23 protein-coding genes and 1 tRNA gene are annotated in these 25,760 nt (G+C 40.1%); 11 read left to right on the plus strand and 13 right to left on the minus strand.

Annotated elements, in window-relative coordinates; genetic code table 11:
* Window positions 1-82 precede the first annotated feature (82 nt).
* Window positions 83-1,897 (plus strand): ABC transporter ATP-binding protein, encoded by a 1,815-nt coding sequence (locus tag ACOQO5_RS15675; RefSeq protein WP_420582640.1) that lies wholly within the window; start codon window positions 83-85, stop codon window positions 1,895-1,897.
* A gap of 4 nt (window positions 1,898-1,901) precedes the next feature.
* Here ACOQO5_RS15675 and ACOQO5_RS15680 read toward each other — a convergent pair whose 3' ends face one another.
* Complete coding sequence (locus tag ACOQO5_RS15680; protein ID WP_420582641.1) at window positions 1,902-3,437, minus strand: DUF7151 family protein; 1,536 nt, start codon at window positions 3,435-3,437, stop codon at window positions 1,902-1,904.
* A 305-nt stretch (window positions 3,438-3,742) separates the two neighbouring features.
* On the opposite strand from ACOQO5_RS15680, the gene ACOQO5_RS15685 reads away from it, so the two are divergent.
* Entirely contained in the window at window positions 3,743-5,023 is a 1,281-nt protein-coding gene (locus ACOQO5_RS15685) for an amidohydrolase family protein (protein WP_420582642.1), read from the plus strand.
* Here ACOQO5_RS15685 and ACOQO5_RS15690 read toward each other — a convergent pair.
* From ACOQO5_RS15690 to ACOQO5_RS15725, 8 genes are all read right to left on the minus strand, one after another.
* Window positions 5,020-5,568 (minus strand): hypothetical protein, encoded by a 549-nt coding sequence (locus tag ACOQO5_RS15690; protein ID WP_420582643.1) that lies wholly within the window; start codon window positions 5,566-5,568, stop codon window positions 5,020-5,022. The genes ACOQO5_RS15685 and ACOQO5_RS15690 overlap by 4 nt on opposite strands.
* A gap of 313 nt (window positions 5,569-5,881) precedes the next feature.
* Window positions 5,882-5,955 (minus strand) — tRNA-Arg (locus tag ACOQO5_RS15695).
* A gap of 237 nt (window positions 5,956-6,192) precedes the next feature.
* Window positions 6,193-9,051 carry a translation initiation factor IF-2 gene (gene infB / locus ACOQO5_RS15700; protein ID WP_420582644.1) on the minus strand — a complete coding sequence of 953 codons (2,859 nt, stop codon included), beginning with the start codon at window positions 9,049-9,051 and terminating at the stop codon, window positions 6,193-6,195.
* Window positions 9,052-9,091: 40 nt separating this feature from the next.
* The gene (nusA, locus tag ACOQO5_RS15705) at window positions 9,092-10,336 is read right to left on the minus strand and encodes a transcription termination factor NusA (RefSeq protein ID WP_318170206.1); all 1,245 of its coding nucleotides are present in this window, start codon (window positions 10,334-10,336) and stop codon (window positions 9,092-9,094) included.
* A gap of 4 nt (window positions 10,337-10,340) precedes the next feature.
* Window positions 10,341-10,814, minus strand: a complete 474-nt coding sequence (gene rimP / locus ACOQO5_RS15710) for a ribosome maturation factor RimP (protein WP_420582645.1) — start codon at window positions 10,812-10,814, stop codon at window positions 10,341-10,343.
* A 121-nt stretch (window positions 10,815-10,935) separates the two neighbouring features.
* On the minus strand, window positions 10,936-12,126 hold the full coding sequence (locus ACOQO5_RS15715) for a sodium ion-translocating decarboxylase subunit beta (protein ID WP_420582646.1): 1,191 nt from the start codon (window positions 12,124-12,126) through the stop codon (window positions 10,936-10,938).
* A gap of 10 nt (window positions 12,127-12,136) precedes the next feature.
* On the minus strand, window positions 12,137-14,008 hold the full coding sequence (locus ACOQO5_RS15720) for a biotin/lipoyl-containing protein (protein WP_420582647.1): 1,872 nt from the start codon (window positions 14,006-14,008) through the stop codon (window positions 12,137-12,139).
* Between the two features lie 4 nt (window positions 14,009-14,012).
* Window positions 14,013-14,273, minus strand: coding sequence for an OadG family protein (locus ACOQO5_RS15725; RefSeq protein WP_420582648.1), 261 nt, complete (start codon window positions 14,271-14,273; stop codon window positions 14,013-14,015).
* 71 nt (window positions 14,274-14,344) lie between these two features.
* Here ACOQO5_RS15725 and ACOQO5_RS15730 point away from each other — a divergent pair, with 71 nt between their 5' ends.
* Both ACOQO5_RS15730 and ACOQO5_RS15735 read left to right on the plus strand, forming a co-directional pair.
* Window positions 14,345-14,779, plus strand: coding sequence for an SRPBCC family protein (locus ACOQO5_RS15730; RefSeq protein WP_420582649.1), 435 nt, complete (start codon window positions 14,345-14,347; stop codon window positions 14,777-14,779).
* A gap of 123 nt (window positions 14,780-14,902) precedes the next feature.
* Window positions 14,903-16,177, plus strand: a complete 1,275-nt coding sequence (locus ACOQO5_RS15735; RefSeq protein WP_420582650.1) for a sterol desaturase family protein — start codon at window positions 14,903-14,905, stop codon at window positions 16,175-16,177.
* Window positions 16,178-16,229: 52 nt separating this feature from the next.
* Here the strand turns inward: ACOQO5_RS15735 and ACOQO5_RS15740 are convergent, their stop codons facing one another.
* A complete protein-coding gene (locus ACOQO5_RS15740) occupies window positions 16,230-18,050 on the minus strand; it encodes a DUF885 domain-containing protein (protein WP_420582651.1) in 1,821 nt (606 codons plus the stop codon).
* 118 nt (window positions 18,051-18,168) lie between these two features.
* Here ACOQO5_RS15740 and ACOQO5_RS15745 point away from each other — a divergent pair, with 118 nt between their 5' ends.
* The 6 genes from ACOQO5_RS15745 (at window position 18,169) to ACOQO5_RS15770 (ending at window position 24,147) form a co-directional block, all read left to right on the plus strand.
* Window positions 18,169-18,855 carry an outer membrane beta-barrel protein gene (locus tag ACOQO5_RS15745; RefSeq protein ID WP_420582652.1) on the plus strand — a complete coding sequence of 229 codons (687 nt, stop codon included), beginning with the start codon at window positions 18,169-18,171 and terminating at the stop codon, window positions 18,853-18,855.
* 73 nt (window positions 18,856-18,928) lie between these two features.
* The gene (locus ACOQO5_RS15750) at window positions 18,929-19,681 is read left to right on the plus strand and encodes an SDR family NAD(P)-dependent oxidoreductase (protein ID WP_420582653.1); all 753 of its coding nucleotides are present in this window, start codon (window positions 18,929-18,931) and stop codon (window positions 19,679-19,681) included.
* 4 nt (window positions 19,682-19,685) lie between these two features.
* The gene (locus tag ACOQO5_RS15755) at window positions 19,686-21,029 is read left to right on the plus strand and encodes a deoxyguanosinetriphosphate triphosphohydrolase (protein ID WP_420582654.1); all 1,344 of its coding nucleotides are present in this window, start codon (window positions 19,686-19,688) and stop codon (window positions 21,027-21,029) included.
* Between the two features lie 39 nt (window positions 21,030-21,068).
* Window positions 21,069-21,920 (plus strand): hypothetical protein, encoded by an 852-nt coding sequence (locus ACOQO5_RS15760; protein ID WP_420582655.1) that lies wholly within the window; start codon window positions 21,069-21,071, stop codon window positions 21,918-21,920.
* Window positions 21,920-23,128 (plus strand): NADH:flavin oxidoreductase/NADH oxidase family protein, encoded by a 1,209-nt coding sequence (locus ACOQO5_RS15765; RefSeq protein WP_420582656.1) that lies wholly within the window; start codon window positions 21,920-21,922, stop codon window positions 23,126-23,128. Before ACOQO5_RS15760 ends, ACOQO5_RS15765 begins: the two co-directional genes overlap by 1 nt.
* Window positions 23,129-23,148: 20 nt before the next feature.
* Entirely contained in the window at window positions 23,149-24,147 is a 999-nt protein-coding gene (locus tag ACOQO5_RS15770; protein WP_420582657.1) for a glycosyltransferase, read from the plus strand.
* A 94-nt stretch (window positions 24,148-24,241) separates the two neighbouring features.
* On the opposite strand, the gene ACOQO5_RS15775 is transcribed toward ACOQO5_RS15770, so the two are convergent.
* From ACOQO5_RS15775 to ACOQO5_RS15785, 3 genes are all read right to left on the minus strand, one after another.
* Entirely contained in the window at window positions 24,242-24,442 is a 201-nt protein-coding gene (locus tag ACOQO5_RS15775; protein ID WP_348305677.1) for a hypothetical protein, read from the minus strand.
* Between the two features lie 154 nt (window positions 24,443-24,596).
* On the minus strand, window positions 24,597-24,803 hold the full coding sequence (locus tag ACOQO5_RS15780) for a hypothetical protein (RefSeq protein ID WP_420582658.1): 207 nt from the start codon (window positions 24,801-24,803) through the stop codon (window positions 24,597-24,599).
* A 202-nt stretch (window positions 24,804-25,005) separates the two neighbouring features.
* The gene (locus ACOQO5_RS15785; protein ID WP_420582659.1) at window positions 25,006-25,389 is read right to left on the minus strand and encodes a DUF4783 domain-containing protein; all 384 of its coding nucleotides are present in this window, start codon (window positions 25,387-25,389) and stop codon (window positions 25,006-25,008) included.
* Between the two features lie 85 nt (window positions 25,390-25,474).
* Between ACOQO5_RS15785 and ACOQO5_RS15790 the strand changes: the two genes are divergently transcribed.
* Entirely contained in the window at window positions 25,475-25,735 is a 261-nt protein-coding gene (locus ACOQO5_RS15790; protein ID WP_420582660.1) for a hypothetical protein, read from the plus strand.
* Window positions 25,736-25,760: the final 25 nt, after the last annotated feature.

A 25,760-nucleotide genomic window follows, 5' to 3' on the forward strand; every position in this document is an offset into this window, starting at 1 on the left:
CTTTTAATACCAACTTTCAAAAAACTATACCGTTTGAACTTTGTATTATTGCATTTTCAAAAGCATTTTTTGGCCATTCTGAATGAAAGACCTCGCACATCTGAATAAGTATTTTTTTAAATACAAGTACCATTTGATTCTCGGTACGGTGTTTATCATCATTTCAAATCTTTTTGGAGTGATACCTGCAGTTGTAGTCCGACATTCATTTGATCTTATCCAGGGAAGTTTTCAAGTGTATAGAGGCTTTGAAGGATTTGATTTGCAATCGAACACCTACGATTTGTTTGCTTCGAGCATCTTAATCTTTGGTATGGTGATATTGGCGTCAGCTATCCTCAAAGGTATATTCATGTTCTTTATGCGTCAGACCATCATAGTGATGTCTCGGTTGATTGAATATGACCTGAAGAATGAGATCTACGAGCACTATCAAACCCTTTCGCTCAGTTTTTATAGAAAAAACAATACAGGTGACTTGATGAATAGAATCTCTGAAGATGTGAGTCGAGTAAGAATGTATGTTGGCCCGGCCATCATGTATGGGATCAACCTATTCACTATGTTTTTGATCGTAATCCCTTTCATGCTTTCGATCAATGTTGAGTTGACCTTATACTCCTTACTGCCGTTGCCATTTCTTTCTTTTAGTATTTATTATGTAAATAATATCATTAACAAGCGTTCGGAGGAAATACAGGAGAGTCTTTCTGGGCTTTCTACTTTTGTTCAAGAAGCATTTTCAGGGATTAGAGTAATCAAGGCGTTTGTTCGTGAGCAGGATTATAATGATAAATTCTCAGTCGCTAGTAATGACTATAAGAAGAAGTCTCTTCGATTGGCGTTTGTTCAAGCACTCTTTTTCCCGTTGATCATGAGCTTGATAGGGTTGAGTGTAATCTTGACAGTGTATGTCGGTTCTATTGGGATTTTACAAGGTGAATTGAGCACCGGAAATATTGCTGAATTTATCATCTATGTGAATATGCTGACTTGGCCAGTGACGGCATTGGGATGGATTACTAGTATCATTCAGAGAGCGGCTGCTTCTCAAAAAAGAGTGAATGAATTTCTCCATACCAAAAATGATATTGTATCAGAGAAGAATATTGAAAAGGATATATTCGGTGACTTGACTTTTGAAGATGTAAACTTTACCTATCCAGATTCTGGAATTGAGGCATTGAAAGGTGTTTCCTTTGATGTGCAAGCTGGAGAATCTATTGCCATTATTGGCACGACTGGCTCAGGTAAAAGCACAATCGCCAATTTGCTATGTAGAATGTATGATACTACTGCCGGATCAGTGAAAGTGGATGGCTTGTCGATAAAGGACTATTCATTGTCTACCATTCGAGGGAATATTGGTTATGTGCCGCAGGATGTTTTTTTGTTTTCTGAATCGATTGCTGACAATATTTCTTTTGGCAATCAGAAACTAAGTGAAGCTCAAATTCGACAGGCCGCTGATCATGCGGATCTTACTGAAAATATTGACCGTTTCCCAAAAGGTTTTCAGACGATGCTCGGGGAGCGGGGAATCACACTTTCTGGTGGCCAGAAACAACGCGTGTCAATTGCTCGAGCCATAGCACGTGAGCCTAAAATTTTAATCATGGATGATTGTCTGTCTGCCGTAGATACCAAGACGGAGAACAGTATTCTCAATAGCATGAAAAAAATTATGGTCGACCGGACCACAGTTATTATCTCTCACCGTGTGTCTTCTGCTCAATTAGCTGATAAAATTATCGTTTTGGATGACGGGAAAATCGTGGAACAAGGTTCTCATGAGGATTTGATTGCAAAGGAAGGTACTTATCATTCACTTTATCAAAAACAAATACAAGGTGAAGAATTGGCTGTGAATAGCCAATCCTCACCTCGTGTATTATAGCGGATTAAAAGATATTGTGGTATGCTTTCATTTTTTCTGCTGTTGATTTCATCAACCAATTTTGCTTGTATTCATTTTTTGAAAGATTAATTTGCCTTTCACTATTGGCTAGCTTCTTTACTTTTATATAAAGCATAGGACGATATGAAACTTCATCATGTTCTGAACTAGCAATCGATAAATTATACTCTTTGGATTGATCAATGAGCGTAAGTACTAAACCTTTATTATTGTCCTTGCTTTCTACCCAAGCTTTGATTTGTGATCGGTCAAGAAGCATGGGGACGATGCCTTTGTACTTCATCTGTGTAGGGTCAGGTAGCATGAGCATGTCAGTATAGTCATAGGCACTAGACGCTACTGCGGCTGTCCCTGGGTCAAACCATTCATTATCACTATAAGGCCCATTCCAAGTCGCTTCATTTTCAAGAAATAGAGGAGCATTCGGAACTATTGTTTGAATACCCAAAGCATTGATTTCTCCACCGTCGATGATGGGAGTTTCTACTCGGATATACAAGACAGCTTCAACCACTTCAAAATCATGTTCGTCTAAATCATCCAAAACAGATTCTACTCCTTCAAAGTGAATGAGGGAATTAGTTGGATACATGAATCCATTGGCAGGATTGATTTCGCTGCCGACTATTAACTCCTCTTCATTATAGCCTTCATTGTCTAATTTGGCAATGGAAACATCTGAAGTGCCTGTATAATTTTCTATTCCATTTGAAAAATAATACTCAGCGTAAGCCGATTCGACTGGTGCCTCATTACATATGTAAGCCGTAGACACGACTTCATCATCATCCAACACGCCATTATTGTTGATGTCTTGACCCGATAGAATTTGAATTCCACCATTTGGGCAATTGGCGCCTGGGTTTTCAGTTTTCGACATTGTCAATGCTGAATAGCCATTCAGACCATCCATACCATGGCATACATAGTTAGTAGATTCGATTTCATCAAGGTCTAAAACGTTATCGGCATCTTCGTCTAGTCCAGTTTCGATTTTTAAACCACCATTTTCGCAAATAATTCCAGCATCTTCAGCTGTTATAAGTGAAAGGTTAGTTGCTCCTTGAGCTCCCGAGTCTCCGTTGTTTCCATGGCACAGGATAAATGAAGTTTGTATTTCTTCTTCAGATAATTCTGCATCTGAATTCAGATCTAATCCTATGTAAATGATTACGCCTCCTGTAGAGCAATTTTCACCTTGAGGTTCAATCTCTGTCTTAGAAAGAATCTCTGCAGCGACTTCACCATTCTTACCATGACATAAGAAATTGATAGTGGAAACCTCATGTTCATCCAGAATTCCATTCTCATTATTATCATTGCCTGCTTTCAGTAAAAAACCTCCATTTGGGCAATTGTCTTGACCTACGATGGTTTCTGTTTCGATAATGCTATCCATTATCGCGTCTTCAATTAGAGGATCCTCTGTAAGAGGCTCCTCAATACATGCCATCATTAATGATAAAAGAAATATCGCTGTAACGATGACTAAAAGTTTAGATGTGTTGTCAGTTTTCATCTTCTTAGTATTTGGTTTTGCTTCACTTGTGTCATGATTTTTTCATTATCATGCCGTGAGTCCTATTGTTTTGTTTCGGCTAATGTACGGAGCGCATAAGCTCTGGATTACCCTTTATGGGATCAATAGGGCTTTGTTCACCCGTTGTATACCTCACGAAATGGCACATCGTCAGAATATTAAACCCTTGTGTCAGAAAAGTTAAGTTTCCCTTTGAAGACCTTTTTTAATTCATACTAAGAGGCAATCGGTTTTTCATTTTGGATTCAATGACTTATTCTTACCGTTCATCTAAAAGAAAAGAAATGAAAAAGTGGCTATTGATACTTGCTGTATTGTCATCTTATCACTTGCAAGCGCAAAAAACATATGTGCACTGTGGTACTTTAATTGATGGCTATTCGGACAAACCCATGAATGAACGAACCATTGTCATTGAAGATGAAAGAGTGCTGGAGGTAAAAAAGGGGTATGCTAGTCCAGGGGATGGAGATTCGGTGATCGATTTAACAGCCTATACAGTGTTACCAGGGTTTATAGATATGCATGTGCATTTGGAGCATGAGACGGGGAAGAACAAGTACATGAATAAATTCACTCAAAATCCAGCGGACAAAGCTTTTGAATCTGTTGTGTATGCTGAAAGAACGCTATTGGCCGGTTTTACTACGGTAAGAGATTTAGGTGGGTCAGGAGTAAATATTTCTTTGCGAAATGCTATAAACAAGGGCCTGATAGATGGGCCGAGAATATTTACCGCTGGAAAAGCATTAGGGGTTACTGGTGGGCATGCGGATCCTACGAATGGCTACAGCCAAGAACTCATGGGTAATCCAGGCCCGAAGGAGGGAGTGGTGAATAGTGTGGAGGATGCCAGACAAGCTGTACGCCAGCGATATAAAAACGGAGCAGACTTGATCAAGATAACAGCTACTGGAGGGGTTTTGAGCCTGGCAAAGAATGGAACCGGCCCTCATTTTCAAGAGGATGAAATAGCGGCTGTTGTGAAGACAGCAAAAGATTATGGTTTTCATGTGGCTGCTCATGCGCATGGAGACGAAGGTATGCAAAGAGCTGTTAGAGCAGGGGTTACTACCATCGAACATGGTACTTACATGAGTGAAGAAACCATGCAAATGATGAAAGAGCGAAATACGTATTTTATCCCGACACTTTTGGCTGGGGACTTTGTAGCAGAAAAAGCTGCCGAAGAGGGCTATTATCCAGAGATCATCGTGCCGAAAGCTGCTGCGGTCGGTCCGCAAATTTTTGATACCTATAAAAAGGCAGTGAAGTTTGACGTGCCGATCGGATTCGGTACAGATGCAGGAGTATTTCTACATGGGGAAAATGGAAAGGAATTTGAATTGATGGTTGCAGGGGGAATGTCTCCAATGCAAGCTATTCAATGCGCAACTACTGTAAATGCCACTATTCTCAAAGAGGAAGGTAATATTGGGAGCATTAAGAAAGGTGTTTATGCTGATATTGTAGCGGTAGAAGGCGACCCAATCAAGAACGTCAAATTGTTACAACAAATTCCTTTTGTAATGAAAGGAGGAGTGGTTTATAAGTCAGTTAATTAATTTTCTGAGAACATTTCTACAATGACAGAGTTGTCGTCATAGAGCTTTTCTAAAGTATAATTGCGTAGTGTTAAACCTCTTTCATCGGCCAACAATTTCAATCTGCCTTCTACTTTTTCTGTATTAGGCATAACTAAAGGGTGCATGGTGAGTGCTGCTTGAAATGTGGTTTCTCCTTCTATTTCAAGCACTTGCAATCCTGTAGGTATCATCGAAACATCATTTTCCAGTAAGATGCCCACGAATCTTCGGCTTTCATAGTCACCAAGTGTGTCGTCTTTGTAATTGATTATGGATAATGTCCCTGATAATGTTCCATCTGCTATATATCCTTTCATTTCTTCAAATAGAAAATGTTCTTCTTTTGAGGTGAGTTTGCCCTGAACTTCCTTGCCTGCAAGACTATATTTGTTGTTTTTGGAAACAGCAGTTTGAATCTCTTCAAATCCTCCAAGGTTAAAATAAAACGTTAATAGAATGATGAATAATGCCACAAATGAGGCAAACCAATAAAAGTATTTTTTGTGAAGAGTGCTGATTGGCATATTTCTTTATTTACGAGCTCAAAGCTAGAAATAAAAAAGTGAGAATTCATCAGAAATGAAAAAAGTCCCAGACGATAGTCTGTGACTTGATCTCCTCGTGACCTTGTCAGGATTCAACGCCAGACGGCCAGTCCTGAAACCTCCTGAGTCTAAGGCTCGATGCGCTGATCCTTAGTCGTTCCGAATTCCGAAAGACAAACGAGGGCTCTTTTTAAGAGCCTGGTTTTGTTACTTCAATGTCTTCGCTGAAACAAGTTTCGCTTGCCACTAATACAACAAAACCCCAGCAATTGCCGGGGTTTGTCTCTCCTCGTGACCTTGTCAGGATTCAAACCTGAAACCTCCTGAGCCGTAATCAGGTGCTCTATTCAGTTGAGCTACAAGGCCAAATATTTTTGCAAATATAGTTGAGTCTATGAGTTTGTCTCAACCATTTAAAAGTATTTTCATTAAAAAAAAGACTGCCGTTGCCGTCCCATAATACTTGATCACCAACCACCGATTTTGTACATCATGCCACCAGAGGACTACCCAGGGTTTGTAAAACAATCCTATAAGGAGGAGTGTCAATGAACTGTAGCACAAAAAGGAAGTGACGTATTGAATCGCTTCCACAGGGCTGACTTATAGTGAGCGTTTGATCTCTCTTTGTTCGAAACCTTCAATCACGTCACCTACTTTGATGTCGTTGAAGCCTTTGATTGAGATACCACATTCGTAGCTGTGTTTCACTTCAGTCACGTCGTCCTTGAATCGCTTCAATTGTCCGATCTCACCTTCGTAAGTCACAATACCGTCTCTAATCAATCGGATGCTGTTGGCACGCTTCACATAACCATCAGTGACATAGCAACCCGCAACGGTACCCACTTTCGAGATTTTGAATACTTCTCTCACTTCGATGTTTCCAGTGATCACTTCTTCAACGGTCGGAGCCAATAGCCCTTCCATGGCATCTTTCACTTCGTTGATCGCATCGTAGATGATAGAGTATAGTCTGATTTCTACTTCTTCAGTTTCAGCAATTTTCTTAGCACCTCCGGACGGACGTACTTGGAAACCGATAATGATCGCATCCGAAGCAGAAGCTAGGAGTACATCTGATTCAGATATTTGCCCTACACCTTTGTGAATGATATTCACTTGAACCTCCTTGGTAGAAAGTTTCAATAATGAATCAGACAATGCCTCTACAGAACCATCCACATCACCTTTCACAATTACATTCAATTCTTTAAATGAACCAATGGCCAAACGACGACCGATTTCATCCAAAGTAATGTGTTTCTTAGTTCTAATGCTTTGCTCACGTTGGATCTGCTCACGTTTGGTAGCAATTTCTCTGGCCTCTCGGTCAGACTCCATGACGTTGAACTTATCTCCAGCTTGGGCTGCACCATCGAGTCCTAGCATTTGTAGAGGAGTAGATGGGCCAACTTTCTTTAGTTTCTTACCAGTGTGGTCGAACATGGCTTTTACCTTACCGAAATAAGAGCCGGCCAATACAACATCTCCTATGGCGAGTGTTCCTGATTGTACCATCATGGTAGTCACGTAACCTCGTCCTTTATCTAAGGTAGCTTCTATAATAGAACCTACAGCCTTTTTGTTAGGATTAGCTTTTAGCTCAAGTACCTCTGCTTCAAGCAATATTTTTTCTAATAAGTCTTCTACACCTTGTCCAGTCTTGGCTGATATTTCCTGACACTGGTATTTACCACCCCAGTCTTCAACTAATATGTTGTTAGATGATAATGCCTCTTTGATTTTGTCAGGATTGGCATTTGGTTTATCAACTTTGTTTATCGCAATAATAATAGGTACTCCTGCTACTTGTGCGTGATTGATTGCCTCTTTGGTTTGTGGCATCACATCATCATCAGCAGCTACAACTATAATTACAATATCAGTGATTTTCGCACCTCTTGCTCTCATTGCAGTAAAGGCTTCGTGACCCGGTGTATCAAGGAAAGCGATTTTCTTTCCTGATTCGGTCATCACATCGTATGCACCAATGTGCTGGGTAATTCCACCAGCTTCACCCGCGGTAACTTTAGAATCCCTTATATAATCAAGTAAGGAAGTTTTACCGTGATCGACGTGACCCATAATCGTTACGATTGGTGCGCGGTCTTCGAGCGTTTCTTCAGCATCTGTCTCTTCAACTACATCTACTTCATCATCTTGAGTGGTAAAGTCTACGCTATAACCGAATTCATCGGCGATGATAGTAATTGATTCAGCATCTAATCGTTGGTTGATCGAAACAAACATGCCTAATGACATACATGTAGAGATAATGTCATTTACAGACACATCCATCAAACTAGCCAGGTCATTTGCAGAAACGAATTCAGTCACTTTTAGTGTCTTAGATTCTTCCTGCTCCTGCATTAGCCTTTCTTCTTCGGCATCCGCTACAGCTGATCGTTTCTCTTTTCTGTATTTTGATCTACTTACGTTTGAGCTGGTTTTTCCTCCACTCAATTTAGCAAGTGTTGCTTTGATCTTATCTTGAATTTCCTTGTCAGTCAATTCTTCTTTAACAACTTTCTTTTTGCCTTTTTCGAAACGTCCGCCTCCACGTCTGTCTCCTCTTTGGCCGCCGCCGCCAGCATCTTTCTTGGATGTGCTGATACGTTTTCTAGGGCGTTTTTTGTCTCCTGAAGTATCGGATGAAGCTACTGGTTTGCCTTTGTCACCTTTTGAAGGTGTTTTTGGGAGTTCAATTTTACCCAAAACTTTAAGTCCTCTCAGTGAATCAGCTTTGGCTTCAATGGTTTTACTATCTACTCCAGATTCTGGAGCTTTCTCTTCAGTTTTTGGAGTTTCAGGTTCTGGAGTTTTCTCTTCCGCTTTTGGAGCTTCTTCTTTCGGAGCTTCTTCTTTTTTGACTTCCTTCGCCTTTGGTTCTGCTTTTTTAGGCTCTTCTTTTGGAGTTTCTTCCTTCTTAGGCTCCTCTTTTTTCGACTCAGGCTCTGGAGCCTTTTCTTCTACTTTAGGAGTTTCTTCTTTTTTGGCTTCTTCCTTTTTAGGCTCTTCTTCTTTTTTCTTCTTGTCTCCAAGATCAATTTTGCCTACTACCTTGATGCCTTGTAATTTAGGACTGTCTACAGATGACTCGTCTGCTTTTTCAGTCTCTTCAGTCTTTTCTACTGCTGCAGGAGCGTCTGCGGCAGTGTTGTCGGTAATGAGAATTTCTTCTTCTTTAACTGGCTCTTCCGGTGCGGGGGTAGTTTCCGCTTTGATTACTACATTGTCCCCAGACTTGGAGCCTATAGAAAGGCTACTTGCCTCTTCTTTTTCATGTGCAGAATCGGCATATTCTTTTGCAAGAATTGCATACTGATCCGGGGTAAGCTTGGTGTTGGGGCTTCGCTCTATTTCATGCCCCTTTTCAGACAAGAATTCTACGACGGTGTCTATCCCGACGTTGAGCTTTCTTGCTGCCTGATTGAGTCTTATCATTTTACCTTCAGCCATAGTCAATTAAAAAGTATACTTTCTGATTAAAATAATCAGCTTATTGTTCAAATTCTTGTTTTAAGACACCCAACACATTGTTGATGGTCTCTTCTTCCAAATCAGTTCTTCTGAGCAACTCTTCAGTAGATAGTGACAAGACACTCTTTGCAGTATCCAAACCGATTTTTCTCAATTCGTCGATTACCCAATCTTCGATTTCGTCGGTAAATTCTGCCAATGCTACATCTTCCTCCTCTAGTCCGTCTAGCTCTCTGAAGACATCAATCTCCATATCTACCAGCCTGCTCGCCAATTTGATGTTTTGTCCCCCTTTACCAATTGCCAAGGAAACTTGGTCTGGTTTCAAGTAAACAGAAACTCTTTTGTTTTCTTCTTCTATTTTGATACTTGTAATTTTCGCAGGGCTCAATGCTCTGGTAATATACAAGTCCATATTGTCAGTGAAGTTAATCACATCGATGTTTTCATTTTGCAATTCACGTACAATACTGTGAATTCTAGAGCCTTTCATACCCACACAGGCGCCTACAGGATCAATTCTGTCGTCGTAAGATTCTACGGCTACTTTTGCTCTTTCCCCTGGTTCACGAACTACCTTTTTGATGGTAATTAAACCGTCGTATACCTCTGGCACTTCGCTTTCGAAAAGTCTCTCAAGGAAAGTAGGAGAGATTCGAGACAAGATAATTCTTGGGTTGCCGTTCACGATCTCCACACGATCTACGATGGCTCTTACTGAATCGCCTTTTCTATATCTGTCTTTACTGATTTGTTCTGATTTAGGAATCGTTAATTCGTTACCTTCTCCATCGATCAACAATACTTCTCTACTCAAAGTCTGGTACACCTCGCCGTTGATGATTTCACCCACTAGGTCTTTATACTTCTGGAAGAGAATATCTTTTTCTAAGTCCTTGATTTTCTGAATTAGGGTCTGACGTGCTGTCATGACCATTCTTCTACCGAAATCAATGAGTTTTACTTCTTCAGCAACTTCTTCACCGATTTCGAAATCAGGCTCTATCTTTCTAGCATCTGTCAAGCTGATTTTGTCGTGATCCCAGATGTCTTCAGAATTGTCATCAACAATTTCTCTAAATCTCCAGATTTCAAGGTCACCTTTGTCAGCATTGATAATGATGTCAAAGTTGTCATCATACTCAAACTTTTTCCGGATCATGGTTTTGAATACATCCTCGAGTATTCTAATCATGGTAGGACGGTCTACATTTTTGCTTTTTGCAAAATCCGAAAACGACTCTATTAATACAGAACTATCCATTTTATTATTTGAATGAAACTAGAACAATAGTTTTATTTATATCTTCAATATTGATGACTTTGGTTTCAGTGGTTTTTTTCTTTTTATCAATCAAAATATCTAATTCGATTGAAGCGTCTTCCACTTTTTTCAACTGACCTTCCACAATGGATTTGTCATTCAAAGTCACTTTTACATTCTTGCCAATGTTTTTGACATATTGTCTGTTCAGCTTGAGTGGATGATCCAATCCAGCCGATGAGACTTCTAAGGTCAAGGGTTCATTGAGCTCAATTTCTTCATCGATAAAATGCGAAACCGCTCTACTCACCTCACTACATTTTTCTATAGTAATTCCTTGATCTCCATCCAACAACACGATCAGTTTACCGCTGCGGTCATTTCCTTTTTTGATTATATCTACCAAAAACAGGTCGTCCTGCTCAGAGAGGATATTTTCAACAACAGTTTGTACTTGATCTACGATGCTTTCAGTCACAATTCCTACTATAAAAAGAGGGGACTGAAGTCCCCTCGCTCAAGAAATCTATATTTCGAATGCAAATGTAGAGGAATAATCGGTCAAAACAAATATTTGAGTGTAATATGGAAGATTTTGCTTACCCCAAAAAAGAAATCAAAACGCCTGCTGCAACTGCTGAACCAATGACTCCAGAAATATTGCTAGCCATGGCGTATTGAAGCAGATGGTTGGATGAATCGTGCTTCAGTGCTATGTCATTGGCTACGCGCGAGGCCATAGGTACTGCTGATAATCCAGTGGCCCCGATTAATGGATTAATTTTCTTTTTGGCCAACAGGTTGTAAACTTTCACAGCGAAGATGCCTCCGGCTATGGAGATGGCAAAAGCAATGAAACCGCCGACAACTATCATGATGGTTTCTACATTCAAGAAGGCCTTAGCAGTCATGGTAGCTCCTACGGTGAGCCCAAGGAAAATAGTGGCTGCATTCATGATCGAATTGGATGCGGCATCGAACAATCGGGAGGTATTACTACCAATCTCTTTAACAAGATTGCCAAACAAAAGCATACCAACTAATGGGATTGAAGAAGGTACCATAATGGCAACAATAGTCCCTAAGGCAATAGGGAATAAGATTTTCACCGCTTGTAAGTTTTTTATGGTTGTCCCCGGAGGGTAGAGCTTGTCCTGTTTTTTCATATTGATGGCTAGTTCATGTTTACTCATGGTAAGCTTCACCACAAAAGGTATAATCACAGGAACCAAAGCCATATAAGAATAGGCAGCGATCGCAATTGGGCCTAATAGATGGGGTGCTAATTTGATGGTGGTATAAATGGCTGTTGGCCCATCGGCACCACCTATAATGCCGAGCGCAGCGGCTTCCTTCGGCGAAAATCCGATCAAAATGGCGGCGATTAAAACCGAAAAGATTCCGATTTGCGCAGCAGCGCCAAAAAAGGCCAATCTTAGATTTCTTAGCATAGGGCCAAAATCAGTGAGTGCTCCTACTCCCATAAAGATGATTGGTGGAAGAAAGCCAGTCTTGATTAAAGCATAATAAAGAAAATTCATGATACCATGATGCTTGGCGATTTCCAGTAAGTTTAGATCTTCATCAATTTTAACCACTCCCATCTCTCCTCCCGGAAAATTGGCCAAAAGGACACCAAAAGCTATGGGTACCAGCAACAGTGGCTCATATTGTTTTCTGATGCCCAGGTATAGGAGTCCAAAAGCTACCAGAATCATCAGGAGATTTTCAGGATGAGCGGCCAGGTTACCGATGGCGGTCATTTCATATACTTTTCGAAGTAGTTCCATCAAATACTGATTAGTTCAATTTGAATATGACATCGTCATCGAAAATATCTTCTCCGTCTTTGACGCAAACTTCTGCTATAATACCACTTTGATCAGCTTTTACTGCATTGACTACCTTCATGGCTTCTATATAACAAATCACATCGCCTTCTTGCACCGTGTCACCTACTTTTTTGGCAGACTCTGACGGGTCTTTGGTCAGAAATACTTTACCTTCCAGAGGAGCCAGGATCTCTTTTAATTGTCCATTTGAAGCAGGAATTGGTTTGGCTGTAGACTGCGACTGATCCTGATTCGACCCACCGTTGTCATACGTAATGTTCACATTGAACTTTTCTCCGTTGACATCCACTTGAATAGATTTAGGACCTAAATCCCAGGAGCCACCAGATGAAGCAGTCGTTGACAATGGAGTGCTTTCTTCAGCTCTTCGCTTCGCTAAATCAGCTTCAAAATCGGCTTTAGCTTTTCCTGATTTGAAATCAAGGTATTGTTGAGGATGGAGGGCGTATTCCAATAGTTCTTCATCGTCCTGGCCAGCCTCCCAACCTTTTTCTTCCATTTCTTTTCTAAGGTCATCGAGACAATCAGGGACTAAATCAGAAGGATCACCTTCAAAAAATTCCCTTCCTTGATCTGCCGCCAATTTCTTCAGATCATCACTTACATCTCCCGGAAGGCGACCGGATTTTCCGAGCATCATGTCCCAGGTGTTGTCATCTAAAAGTGACCATCTTTCTTTGCCTTTCTCCATTTGCATGACATTGACCAAGGCGGCGTTTTTCACATATTGGCTGTAAGGTGTTACCAAAGGAGGGTAGCCCATCATTGGCCAGACATGCTGTACCTCGTCAAATAGCTTTATGAGCAGATCATCTTGTGAAAGAAGAGGTTTGTTATTTTTTTCTAACCACTTATTCAGGCTTTTTAGATTATTTTCCAAGTCAGCCATTAAACTCCCCATCATTCCGCCCGGTAGCCCTGGCGCAATGAGCAACGAATTCATGAGTCTATTTTTTGGATTGATATAATAACCTAAAAAGTCGTCAATAAACTCTTGAGTGAGTGTCCGTACCTGCATATAGGCTTTCATATTGATGTCTGGCAATGTATAACCAGCATCTTTCAATACCTCATGGACAGTGAGCAAGTCGGCGTGAACAGTACCCCAAGACAAGGGTTCTACGGCTACATCTACAATATCGGCTCCAGCTCTGACTGCTTCGAGTGAAGAAGTAACAGAAAACCCAGGCCCTGAATGGCCATGATATTGCACCAGAATATCAGGTTTAATTTCTTTGATGCCAGCTACGATCTTGCCAAGAGATACGGGTCGTCCAATGCCAGCCATATCTTTGATACATATTTCTTCAGCACCCAGATTGATCAGTTCTTCGGCCTTCTTGATGTAATATTCAACGGTATGGATTTTGGAATAGGTAATGCAAAGGCAGGTTTGCGATATCATGCCACCTTCTTTTGCGAAAGCAATGGATTTTTCCAAATTTCTGGCATCGTTGAGGCCGTCAAATGATCTCGAAATATCAGTGCCTTGCAGTTTTTTTACTTTAAACATGAGTTTTCGCACGTCATCAGCTACTGGATACATACGCAGGGCGTTTAGCCCTCTTTCAAGCATTTGAGTTTGAATGCCAGCGTCGTTGAATGGCTGAGTCCAGGCCCGATTGGAGATGTTGGGGTTTTCTCCGTATAGCAGATTGATTTGCTCAAAACCTCCACCATTCGTCTCGACTCGTTGGAAACAACCCATGTCAATGATGGGTTGGGCTACTTTGACCAATTGATCTACACGTGGCATATATTTTCCTGATGATTGCCACATGTCACGATATACCAGACACAGTCCTATCTCTCTTCCCATAATATCAGTTCATTTTTGTGATGTTAGTAATTTTCCCTTTGCCCTTGGTAAATATTTCAACAGCTGAGGTAATGGCAGCCACTTTAGCTGGCGCAATTTTTGAAGTAGGGGCAGCTGATTGGTTGGCTGTTTCAAGAGCAGGAACAAAACGGTTCACGAAACGTATCAACAGCTTTCCGACAAGGACAACACAGAGTAGAACGATGAAAACTGTAATCATGCCAACTCCCATAAGTAAGAAAGCGGTGCGAAGTTCTTCTGTCATAAATTTTGCTAACCTATTGTTAATTACTTAATTGCAACTTAAATAATATTGTAGAAACCGATAGAATTCGTATGAAAAATATTGAAACAGAAATATTGATAGACGCGCCGATAGAGGTAGTTTGGCGTGTGCTAATGAACTTCGAGGCCTATCGCGACTGGAATCCATTCATTACTGTAGAAGGAGATGCCGTACTAGGCAACAAACTGGATGTGATCATTAATATGGATGGAAGAAAGAATTTTTTTAAGCCTAAAGTAGTGGCTTATGAGGAGGGGCGTAGATTTGAATGGACAGGAAAGCTGCTTCTAAAGGGGTTATTTGCTGGTAATCATTATTTCAAATTGCATCCCGTAACGGAATTTCAGACTCAGTTTATACATGGGGAAAACTTTACAGGAATTCTCCAAGGACCTATCATGAAAAAAGTTCGTGACAAAACAATCAAAGGTTTTGAAACGATGAATGAGGCGATGAAGACTTATGCTGAAGAGCAAGTAATTTAGTATGCACGCATAATAAAAATAGTGGTTTTGGTTGATTTGGGTAGTTGAATTTTATATTTTTGAAAGTTCACCCGTTCAAATTATGGCTCGAATGACCATAGTTTGAAGCTTTAACAACAACCCATGGAAGCATACGCAAAAGCCGTTTTATACATCATACCTGTTTTTTTAATACTCATGGCAGCTGAAGCGATTTATGGCTTCGCTGTAAAAAAAAATACCTTCAGAAGTTTTGACACCATTACGGGTATTAGCTCAGGCATTACCAATTCAGTTAAGGATTTGCTAGGCCTTACCCTGGTAGTAATAGCCTATTCCTGGTTGTATGAGAAACTAGCGTTGATAGAGATTGAAAGTACCGTATTGGTTTATGTAATTTGTTTCGTTTGTATAGACTTCTCAAGCTATTGGATACATCGATTGAGGCATCATGTCAATTACTTTTGGAACGAACATGTGGTGCATCATAGTAGCGAAGAGTTCAACATGGCCTGTGCACTACGTCAGAGCATATCCTCATTTTTTGGGATATACTCAGTTTTGCTTATTCCAGCAGCATTACTAGGGGTGCCACCTAAAGTAATTGCAATTGTTAGTCCCATACATTTGTTTTTGCAATTTTGGTATCATACCAGACATATTCCCAAGCTTGGGTTTTTAGAATATGTCATTGTGACTCCTTCTCAGCATAGGGTGCATCATGCCATTAATCCGATTTATCTCGATAAAAACCTTGCTGCAATTTTTTGTGTTTGGGATCGAGCATTTGGCACATTCCAAGAGGAGATGGACGAAGAGCCTTGTGTATATGGAGTGAAAAAAGCCCCTATGACATGGAATCCCATATTGATCAATTTTCAGCATTTATGGCTACTAATGAAAGATGCCTGGCGAACCAATAATTGGCTGGATAAATTTAGAATTTGGTTTATGCCACTGGGATGGAGACCAGCAGATGTGAAAGACAAATACCCTATCGACTATATTGATGACCCTAAGGATCAGATCAAATATGATACAAAAGCTTCTAAAGCTTTGCATATCTGGTCATGGATTCAGCTAGGTATGACCCATCTTTTTTTGATTCTAATGCTGGTCAATTTTACTGATATCGGATTTCCTAATTTGTTTCTTTATGGTGCTTTTCTTTTCATACACATCTATGCGTCCAGTGAATTGATGGATCTCAGGAAGTCTGCCCTGTTTTTTGAGGCAGTGAAGTGTTTGGGTGGGTTGTATTGGATTTGGCAGACTGGTGATTGGTTTGGCCTGAGCTCATTTTGGACTATTGGGGCTGAACTAACTACAGGTTACTTCATAGCTTCTTTTTTGATCACCACAGGTTTTGTAGTTAGAGAATTTAAATCATCTGAGATGCATAGTGCAAAAGGGGCGTAAAAAAACCATCCCGGAACATCGAGATGGTTTTCAGATTTTGGTTTAAATACAATTAACTTTTAGAAGCGATCCAGTCTGCAACCATTTTTTCTAATAAGTCTAATGGAACGGCTCCACTGGTCAAAACCACATCATGAAATTCTCTGATGTCGAACTTCTCACCAAGTTTTGCTTTAGCATCTGCTCTCAACTCTAAAATTTTAAGCATTCCGATTTTGTAAGCCGTAGCTTGAGAAGGCATTACAATATGTCTTTCTACCATTCTTACACACTCTCTTTCACTTCCAGAAGTGTTGTTTAAGTAATAAGCAATTCCTTCATCACGTGTCCATTTCTTTCCGTGGATGCCTGTATCTACTACCAATCTGCATGCTCTCCATAGCTCCATGGCCAAGCGGCCATAGTCTGAATATGGGTTTTCATATAAACCCATTTCTTTGGGTATAAATTCACAGTATAAGCCCCAACCTTCAGTGTAGGCCGTATATCCACCAAATTTCCTGAATTTAGGAATACCTTCAAGTTCCTGCGAAATACTTCGTTGCATATGGTGGCCTGGAATGCCTTCATGATACGCTAAAGCTTCCATTTCGAATTTCGGCATATTCTTAGAATCCGCAAGATTGGCATAGTATGTACCTGGTCGGCTACCGTCCAGTGCAGGGCTTTGGTAAAATGCTTTCCCAGCTGATTGTTCTCTGAATGCTTCTACTCTTTTGACAATCATATCAGCTTTAGGTTTAGTAATAAACAACTCGTCTAAACGGCCTTTCATATTGTTGATGATCGTCGTGGCACTGTCCATGTAGGCTTCCTTACCTTCATCTGTATTTGGGTAATAAAACTGATCGTCTTCCTTTAGGAATTGAAAGAATTCCTGCAACGTGCCTTCAAATTCGACTTGCTCCATGATCGCCCTCATTTCCTCATGAATACGGGCGACCTCTTTAAGTCCGATTTCATGTATTTCGTTAGAGGATAAGTCTGTTGTTGTTGTTCTTTTTAGTGCAAAATTGAAAAAGACATCGCCCTCTGGAAACTTCCATGCACCGTCATCTGTAGTTGCTCTTTTTTCTTGTTCAGTTAAGAATGAAATAAGCGATTCGTAAGCTGGTTTTACGCTAGTTAATAGTGCATCATTCGTTTTAGCCAATAAAGCATTCTTTTCTTCTTCAGATAAAGAATCAAGTCGGTCAATTTTTCCAGTAAAGTCAGCCAATAATGTACTAGGCTCACCTTCAGAGAATGGCGCGCCTTTAAGAATATTTTTAGAATCAGAGATTACTCGTGGAAAAACGAACTTTGGAGGAACGATACCATTTTCTTCTCTGGTTTTGAGATTGACAATGAGTTGATCAAATACATCCTTGAGCTTCTCTAATCTGGAAATATAAGCTTCAGCATCCTCTTTATTTGTGATCTGGTGCATATTGATCAGAAATGCTGGTTTCCCGGAATGCATGCCGAACATTTGGTTTACTGGGTAGTTGTAATACCTGTATTTGAACCCTTCAATCTCTTGTTCACAAGAAGCCACAAACAGATCATAGCTCACTTTAGTGTTTTTATCTAGCGCCTCGTAGTTGATGGAGTCCTTCAACCATTGCAATTCTTGTTTGGTAATTTCCAACTCAGCTTTAGCATTCTTGTCAGAGTAATCATCCCATTTGTCTTGATTGTCTTTTATCCCAAGATACGTCTGATACTCTGGGCTTCTATTAAGACCGTCGTTGAATGATTTTTCAAAAAAATCATTAGTCTTTTTTGATTCAGCTGCAATCTCTTCAGCTGAATATGACAATTTTTCTTGAGTGGGACTGCATGCCATAGCCAAAGCTAGCAGTGCCAGTAATGAGTTTTTGACTTTATTCATTTTTGTTTTTTTAGTTGAATGCGCAATTTATTGAGTTGAAATGAAAGATTTTCCTTTGATTCAGGATACTTTTAACTGTTTGGGTGTTCGTTTGACCATATTAAAACTTATTTAATCAATGAAAAACAGAGTACTTCTCTTTCTTGTCTTTTTCTCATCCCATCAATTATTTGCTCAAGAGACGTCTGGTGTACCTGTTGGAGAATTTTGGCTCGGATTGCAGTTTGCAGTTCCAGTTGGAACCTTTGCTGATGATATAGACAGAAAATTGGGCTATGGAGGAAATTTAGGAGGTGTTTGGAATCCATCGAAAAAGAGCAATTTTTTTCAGATTGGCCTTGATATAGGAATTAACTATATGGGTAAAGATAAAACTGAAATAGGCGGGCTGCCTCTTAAAACAACAGCCACACTTTTCACGACGCACTTAGTTACACGGCTGAGAGTACAAACCGATTCTCATATAAAGCCTTATGTAGATTTGCTTGGAGGAGGGAAGTTTTTTTCTACAACTACCAAGTACAACAATGACCTTTTTGATACTCTCCTGGATATGGAGGACAAATCTGTTTTTGCCGATCAAACGAAAGGTGTTTGGAGCTATGGTGCCGGATTGGGTTTTTCCTTTCTAAAGCAAGCGTTTGGAGCGGATTTGAGAGTTTTGTATCTAGCCAGTGGCCCCATGGAGTATATTTCCCCAAAAAACTTAAGACAGGATGATTTTGGAGACTTTTACTATGAACATCAGGAAATCAGCAGGACCCACATGGTCTTTCCTCAGTTGAGTATCAGTTTTGACCTTTGAATAACAGAAGGGAGCGCTTAATTATCTCATAGATTCCATGTAATTTCGGGATTCAATTATCCTCATTCAAAAAATGAAAAAAATTGCTTTTGTTACCGGAGCAACTTCCGGAATAGGTGAAGCTATTGCAAGAATACTCGCTCCTAATTATGCGTTAATTATTTGTGGCCGAAGAGTAGACCGGCTTAATAAGTTAGCCGAAGAGCTTAAGGGTCAAACGGATGTGCATATTTTATCTTTTGATGTGTCAGATGCCGATGCGGTAAATGACGCCATAGACTCGTTGCCATCAGAATGGAAAGACATTGAAGTCTTGATAAATAATGCTGGCAATGCACATGGCAGAGCACCGATTCATGAAGGAGATTTGGCAGATTGGGACGCTATGATAGATGGCAATCTGAAAGGACTCTTGTATGTCACCAGAGCTATTTCTCCTGGAATGGTAAAAAGAAAATCCGGTGATATTATTAATATAGGTTCTATAGCAGGAAAGGAAGTTTACCCCGACGGGAACGTCTATTGCGCTTCAAAATTTGGCGTAGATGCAGCTACTAATGGCATGCGATTAGACCTCAACCCTTATGGTATTCGAGTGGTAGGAATTCACCCTGGCCTTGTGGAAACGGAATTTTCCATGGTGCGCTTCAAAGGAGATGAAGATAAAAGTGAAAGTGTATATCAAGGAATGACTCCTTTATATGCCGGGGATATTGCTGAAGCGGTAAAGTTTGTAGTGGAGAGACCACCTCATGTGACCATAGCAGATATGACGATTTTTCCTACGGCTCAGGCAAGCAGCACCATTGTCAACCGACAATCTTAAATCCATGATGAACTGGAAAAGCTTAATGTCATCAGCCAGAATTGGTGATAATAAAGAGAATAAAACTTCAAACCCGTTGCGAAGTGATTTTGAGATTGATTATGATCGGATCATTTTTAGCGCTCCTTTTAGAAACTTACAGGATAAAACCCAGGTTTTTCCATTGCCTGATCAGGACTTTGTACATACCAGACTTACGCACAGTCTGGAAGTCTCTAGTGTAGGAAAGTCTTTGGGGAAGAATGTAGGCGCTTCAATAATTAAAAAAAATGAGGAGCTGTCCTTCTTGACTCCTTATGATTTTGGGGCCGTAGTTGGGGCTGCTGCATTGGCTCATGATGTGGGTAACCCGCCATTTGGCCATTCAGGGGAACAGGCGATTTCCGACTATTTTCTTCATAATAGTAAGGCCCAAAAGATAAAAGACCTGCTTACCTCTGAAGAGTGGAACGATTTGGTTCGGTTTGAAGGAAATGCTCAAGGTTTTAGATTATTAACTAAAAATCAAAAACAGGGACTTCGGCTAACTTTTGCCACACTGGCTGCTTTTACCAAGTACCCATGTTCTTCTACCCTGCCCAACCGAGACAAGTCTAGAAAAAGCCAAAAAAAATACGGCTATTTCAAAGCTGAGGAAAGCGTATTTTGTGAAGTGGCCGATCAACTCGGTTTAGTACAGCTTGAAAGGAAAGAGAATGTCTATGCCAGACATCCTTTGGCTTTTCTGGTAGAAGCAGCGGATGATATTTGTTATAGCATTATTGATCTGGAAGATGGATTTGGATTAGGGCTGGTCACTTTTGAAGAGGCTCGAGAGTTTTTGGCAGAAATACTCGGAGATCGATATTATCCAGAAAAATTGGAGAACATCGCTAGTGATAAAGAGAAAATTGGGGTCTTAAGAGCTGTGGCAATCAATACATTGATACATCAAACTTCTGAAGTATTTATGGCACATGAAGAAGAGATCTTGAAAGGAGCATTTGATAAGGCGCTTACCGATCTCATTCCTGCTGCAGGTACCTTGGAAAGGTTGAGCGCTTTTTCTGTAAAAAGAATCTATCAGAGCAGACAAGTGTTGGAGAAAGAAGCTGCAGGGTTCGAGGTGATCGACGGACTGCTGGAGTCATTCATAGAAGCTGTTTTTTGTAAATTTTATGATAAAATAAACTACTCTGGCAGACACAAAAGTGTGTATCGACTTTTACCTGCTGAAATTCAATTCAAATTAGATTGGGCGAAGAGCCCTTACGAGTCTGTTTTGGAAATTACTGATTATATATCTGGCATGACCGATAGCTCAGCCGTCAAACAATTTAGAATTATGAAAGGAATAAGCTTGGCTTAAGGCCTGGACAATGTTTATCTTTCACAGAGAATGGGAACTATGAATAAAGACTGGCAATTACTCACCTTTCCGGATGTTTCCGATCTTTCGCAAGTACGTGAACAATTTCATCAGGCGATACAAAACGTCGCTGCTGTTGGGCGTTCTTTTCTGCCACCAAGTGATGAAGATGAAAATGCCAATTTAGAATGGGATTTTAAACTGCAAAGAATAGTTGGTCGCTGGGTAGATACGGAAAATAAATTTAGGTCATCTATTAGCCTGAACAAATTTGAGGTTTATCTGGTAGATGAACATTTGCAGACCATATCTTCCATTGCCATGGAAAATATCAAGCAGACTGATGTAATGGTTTGGTTAGAGCATGAATTGAGTAAACTTGGTGCGGATTTTTCCAAAATCAATTTGAATTACCCTTATTCGATACCAGAGTATGCTACAGCGAAAGGTGAACCTTTTCATATAGAAAATATGGCTGCCGCTCAAGAATTGAGTAAGCTGTATCACAACACCGCTGCCTTGTTAAATAGTCTTGTGAAGAGTGAGGACAATGCTTCCGAGATAAAATGCTGGCCGCACCATTTCGACATAGCAGCAAGGATTACTTTGCTGGATACCGGCGATCCGGAAACTTCCAGAAGTATCAACATGGGAATGTCGCCAGGTGATAAATATTACGAGGAACCCTATTTTTATTGTTCCCCATGGCCTTACCCTACTAAAAATTTAATCGATTTGAGTGCAGTAAAAGCGCACTGGCATGAAGATGAATGGGTTGGAGCAGTTTTGCCAGTTAGCCAATTGTCTTCCCATAATTTGATTCAAGATCAGCGTAGGCTAGTGTTGAAATTCTATAATACCTCTTTGAAATTTTTAAAGGAAGTATTGTAATGAATATCCATGAACCTCTGCAATTGCCATGTGGTGCAATCCTTAAAAATAGACTGGCTAAAGCCGCGATGACCGAACGATATAGTGAAGGAAATCTAAAACCAAATCGAAAGCATTTTAAGCTTTATGAAGATTGGGCCAAACAAGGCTCCGGATTGCTGATTACTGGTAACGTGATGCTCGAAAAATCTCATTTGGAATCGGCAGGGAACGTCGTTATGCATGAGTCGTTTTTACCCGAGTTGACAAAGTGGGCAGAGGCAGCTACTTCTCACGGCAATCATTGTTGGACACAAATCTCTCATAGTGGTAGACAGACTTCAATTTTCAATAATTTGAGGCCGGTTTCAGCCTCGAATGTCAAATTAAAGAAACTTGGTTTTTTTGCTAAACCCAGGCCTTTAGAGGTCGATGAAATTCAAGAACTAATTGATAAGTATGCGGATGCTGCGGAGTTGTCTAAGCGAGCGGGATTTACAGGCATTCAGATACATGCAGCTCATGGTTACTTGATCAGCCAATTTTTGTCTCCCATTACAAATAAAAGGACAGACAAATGGGGTGGTAGCCTTGAAAACAGAACAAGATTTTTGTTTGAAATAGTCAAGGCTACTCGGAGTCGAGTGGGAAGTGATTTTCCAATAGGTGTAAAGATAAACTCATCTGATTTTCAGAAAGGCGGATTTAGCGAAGAGGATTCGCTTTGGGTGATACGGCAGTTAGAAAAACTGGGCGTTGATTTACTCGAAATTTCGGGAGGCACCTATGAAAACGCAGAATTTTTGCTGGCTGAAAATATCAGACAATCAACCAAACAAAGAGAGGCATATTTTCTTGATTTTGCAGAAAAGGTAAGAAAAGAGAGTTCCATTCCACTTATGGTTACCGGAGGTATTCGATCATTGAAGTTTTGCAATGAATCCTTGAAAGACAATTTGCTGGACGTAGTTGGCATAGCCAGACCATATCTTTTATATGATGATTTTGCATCCAGATTTTTGGCTGGAGAACTAACTCCAGACGCCTTCTCCGTCAGAACCGGGATAAAGGCATTTGAGGATATGGCAGAAGCTGGATTTTATAATTTGCAGTTAGATCGATTGGGGACAGGTAAAAAGATTGATAAAAGCTATTCTCCTGCTAGGTCAGCTTTTCATTTAATAAAACATGAATTTGTAAAGGCTTTAGCCAATAAATTTGCAGGTTAGAGAATTTGATTGAAGAACAGATGACCCATCCAAAGTATTCCGTAATCATTCCTGTGTACAATCGTCCCGACGAGATGAAGGAGATGCTTGATAGTCTGCAAAACCAAACCATCAAACCATTTGAAGTTGTTTTGGTGGAAGATGGATCAAATCAGAAATCTGATTTTTTGGTGGATCAATATGAGTTGCCAATATTTTACTATTTCAAAAAAAATACCGGTCCAGGAGATAGTAGGAACTATGGGATGGATAGGGCAAAAGGTCAATACTTTCTTTTTTTTGACTCGGACTGTGTGCTTCCTGAAGATTATTTTGAAAAATTGGACCAGTCGATCGAAGAAATCAATCCAGATGCCTTTGGAGGACCTGATGCTGCACATCCAAGTTTCTCCAATGTCCAAAAAGCCATCAATTATGCTATGACTTCCTTCTTTACCACAGGAGGGATTAGAGGAGGCAAGAAGCAACTGGACAAGTACCAGCCCCGCAGCTTTAATATGGGACTCAAAAAAGAAGTTTACGAAAAGGTGGGTGGGTTTTCCGATATTCACCCTGGCGAAGATCCCGATCTGAGTTTTCGTATTATGAATGCCGGATACCGTGTATCATTGATCCAAGAGGCGGTGATATTTCATAAGCGTAGGATAGACTTTGGAAAATTCATCAAGCAGGTCTACAAATTTGGTGTGGTCAGGGTAATTCTGAATCGTTGGTATCCTGGCACAGGAAAGCTTGTGTATATGCTCCCTACTTTGTTCTTGTTGGGAGTGCTGAGTTTACTAGTTGCCGCCCCGTTGACTGCTGGTTATAGTTTATTGCCCTTAAGCTTGTTTGTAGCGTTGATTGGATTAGATGCCTGGAGAACCAATTCTTTTCTGGTTGGGTTGTTGGCAGTTCCTGCTTCTTTTATACAATTGCTAGGTTATGGTTTCGGTTATCTAAAATCTCAATTCAAACTAAACCTGTTTGGACAGTCTGAACGAAAGGCTTTCCCGTCTTTCTTTTTTGACAAAAAATAAACCCCGACTAAAAGCCGGGGTTCGTTTATTAACACTATTTCCTGCCGTCTACAGGATAAGCTATGAGAAAAAGGTTGCTATTTCAGTCATAGTTTTAAACCACCATGAGAGGTTCTGATTTGGCTATGTTCAACTCGCCAATAATCTTGTGTGCTAACACTTTGTCATCTCCAGTAAATTCCATGAGTATAGTTAGGGCGTCTCCCAAATCACTAGTTTTCTTCAAAGACTTGAAGTCTACTGAGCTCCCGTACTCATATCTTTTGGTTACAGAATTATACCAAATAAGATGCATAGCCAATGTGTTAACGTTTACAAATAAACCTAATTCTAAGTGTTCGTATCTGCCAGTTTACTTTACTCAACTGTCAAATTCTATCTAAGTATTAAAAAAACGAACCGTCCTCAATACTAGTTGAAATCACTACGAGTCACCTACTTTTTTCGACCTAGGACGCTAATCTTACGATGGATTGCGTATTTGCAATGTTTAATTGCTCTATAATCTTGTAGGCCATCTCCTTAGAATCTTTGTCAAATTCCATGAGCACCGTATATGCTCTGGGATTATTGGCTGTTTCAATATCTAAATTAAAAGCAGCCACATTTCCATATTTATACTCGTTTAGGTCCGGGTTATACCATATAAAATGCATATGCTTTTTAGTTTAGTAATACCCCAAAGTAAGGAAGATTGAAATTTCGTTATCTGCCAAAAGTGTTAACAATGCTGACAAAATTGACTGCCAGAATACGTCAGGATGTTGAATGTTTTGCCAAAAGCTTTAATTAACTGTCAGGAGGCTTTACAAATCTGTCATTTGGCTAGCGCCTATTGAAAAAGGTAAGAAGTAGTGTTTACTCTTTATTTAAATTCATAGTATCCACTACATATTGTCCTTTTACTTCTTTGAGTAAGATAACAACACGAAATGTACCGGATTTGGCATTATACATTCCTATATTGTATTTAAGCCCCTCAGGAGAAGCGCCTTTATGTATATAATCGAAATTCTCTACTTGATTTTGTTGGAAGAAGTCCCTGAGTACAGATTCTGCTTGAATACGGCTATAGTTAGCTCCTGAATCATCTATTTTCAATTCTGTTACCTCATTGAAATATTTGATGAGTTCTTTTGCACTACCGGCGTTCAAGGCAAGTTTTACGTTTTCTGTGGTTGTCTGCCCGTAACTGGCTATTCCAATGAGTAAGGTAATGGCCAAAAGAAGAGACTTTTTCATAGTATTAAATTTGTCTGATAGAAGCGAATATTATGCCAAGAGCACTAAAATTAGGGCTTTTCTGCAGGCATTCAAATTTTGTTTATTGAAATCATTAAATCCAAGGATTGGCTTTGCCAACAAAAAGATTGCTCTTTCGTTAGGAGAAGTAAAACTCAGAATTATGAAACTACTACTTTGGCTTATATTATTGGTCATTTGCTGGCCGTTGGCCATCGGACTATTTTTCCTTTATCCACTCATTTGGTTGTTTTTACTACCCTTTAGGTTAGTAGGGTTTGCAGTTGAAGGCGTGTTTGCATTCATCAGAGCATTGTTCATGCTTCCTGCAAGGGTACTTTCTTAGTCTATTTTTTTGTTTATGTAATAGG

It is taken from the genome of Reichenbachiella sp. (assembly GCF_965223055.1).
Taxonomy (GTDB): Bacteria; Bacteroidota; Bacteroidia; order Cytophagales; family Cyclobacteriaceae; genus Reichenbachiella.

What these genes read in the sequence shown, in the direction of transcription:
- ACOQO5_RS15675 (WP_420582640.1), top strand. Translation starts at nt 83, where the DNA reads ATGAAAGACCTCGCACATCTGAATAAGTATTTTTTTAAATACAAGTAC.
- ACOQO5_RS15680 (WP_420582641.1), bottom strand. Translation starts at nt 3,437, where the DNA reads ATGAAAACTGACAACACATCTAAACTTTTAGTCATCGTTACAGCGATA.
- ACOQO5_RS15685 (WP_420582642.1), top strand. Translation starts at nt 3,743, where the DNA reads ATGAAAAAGTGGCTATTGATACTTGCTGTATTGTCATCTTATCACTTG.
- ACOQO5_RS15690 (WP_420582643.1), bottom strand. Translation starts at nt 5,568, where the DNA reads ATGCCAATCAGCACTCTTCACAAAAAATACTTTTATTGGTTTGCCTCA.
- infB (WP_420582644.1), bottom strand. Translation starts at nt 9,051, where the DNA reads ATGGCTGAAGGTAAAATGATAAGACTCAATCAGGCAGCAAGAAAGCTC.
- nusA (WP_318170206.1), bottom strand. Translation starts at nt 10,336, where the DNA reads ATGGATAGTTCTGTATTAATAGAGTCGTTTTCGGATTTTGCAAAAAGC.
- ACOQO5_RS15715 (WP_420582646.1), bottom strand. Translation starts at nt 12,126, where the DNA reads ATGGAACTACTTCGAAAAGTATATGAAATGACCGCCATCGGTAACCTG.
- ACOQO5_RS15720 (WP_420582647.1), bottom strand. Translation starts at nt 14,008, where the DNA reads ATGGGAAGAGAGATAGGACTGTGTCTGGTATATCGTGACATGTGGCAA.
- ACOQO5_RS15725 (WP_420582648.1), bottom strand. Translation starts at nt 14,273, where the DNA reads ATGACAGAAGAACTTCGCACCGCTTTCTTACTTATGGGAGTTGGCATG.
- ACOQO5_RS15730 (WP_420582649.1), top strand. Translation starts at nt 14,345, where the DNA reads ATGAAAAATATTGAAACAGAAATATTGATAGACGCGCCGATAGAGGTA.
- ACOQO5_RS15735 (WP_420582650.1), top strand. Translation starts at nt 14,903, where the DNA reads ATGGAAGCATACGCAAAAGCCGTTTTATACATCATACCTGTTTTTTTA.
- ACOQO5_RS15740 (WP_420582651.1), bottom strand. Translation starts at nt 18,050, where the DNA reads ATGAATAAAGTCAAAAACTCATTACTGGCACTGCTAGCTTTGGCTATG.
- ACOQO5_RS15745 (WP_420582652.1), top strand. Translation starts at nt 18,169, where the DNA reads ATGAAAAACAGAGTACTTCTCTTTCTTGTCTTTTTCTCATCCCATCAA.
- ACOQO5_RS15750 (WP_420582653.1), top strand. Translation starts at nt 18,929, where the DNA reads ATGAAAAAAATTGCTTTTGTTACCGGAGCAACTTCCGGAATAGGTGAA.
- ACOQO5_RS15755 (WP_420582654.1), top strand. Translation starts at nt 19,686, where the DNA reads ATGATGAACTGGAAAAGCTTAATGTCATCAGCCAGAATTGGTGATAAT.
- ACOQO5_RS15760 (WP_420582655.1), top strand. Translation starts at nt 21,069, where the DNA reads ATGAATAAAGACTGGCAATTACTCACCTTTCCGGATGTTTCCGATCTT.
- ACOQO5_RS15765 (WP_420582656.1), top strand. Translation starts at nt 21,920, where the DNA reads ATGAATATCCATGAACCTCTGCAATTGCCATGTGGTGCAATCCTTAAA.
- ACOQO5_RS15770 (WP_420582657.1), top strand. Translation starts at nt 23,149, where the DNA reads ATGACCCATCCAAAGTATTCCGTAATCATTCCTGTGTACAATCGTCCC.
- ACOQO5_RS15775 (WP_348305677.1), bottom strand. Translation starts at nt 24,442, where the DNA reads ATGCATCTTATTTGGTATAATTCTGTAACCAAAAGATATGAGTACGGG.
- ACOQO5_RS15780 (WP_420582658.1), bottom strand. Translation starts at nt 24,803, where the DNA reads ATGCATTTTATATGGTATAACCCGGACCTAAACGAGTATAAATATGGA.
- ACOQO5_RS15785 (WP_420582659.1), bottom strand. Translation starts at nt 25,389, where the DNA reads ATGAAAAAGTCTCTTCTTTTGGCCATTACCTTACTCATTGGAATAGCC.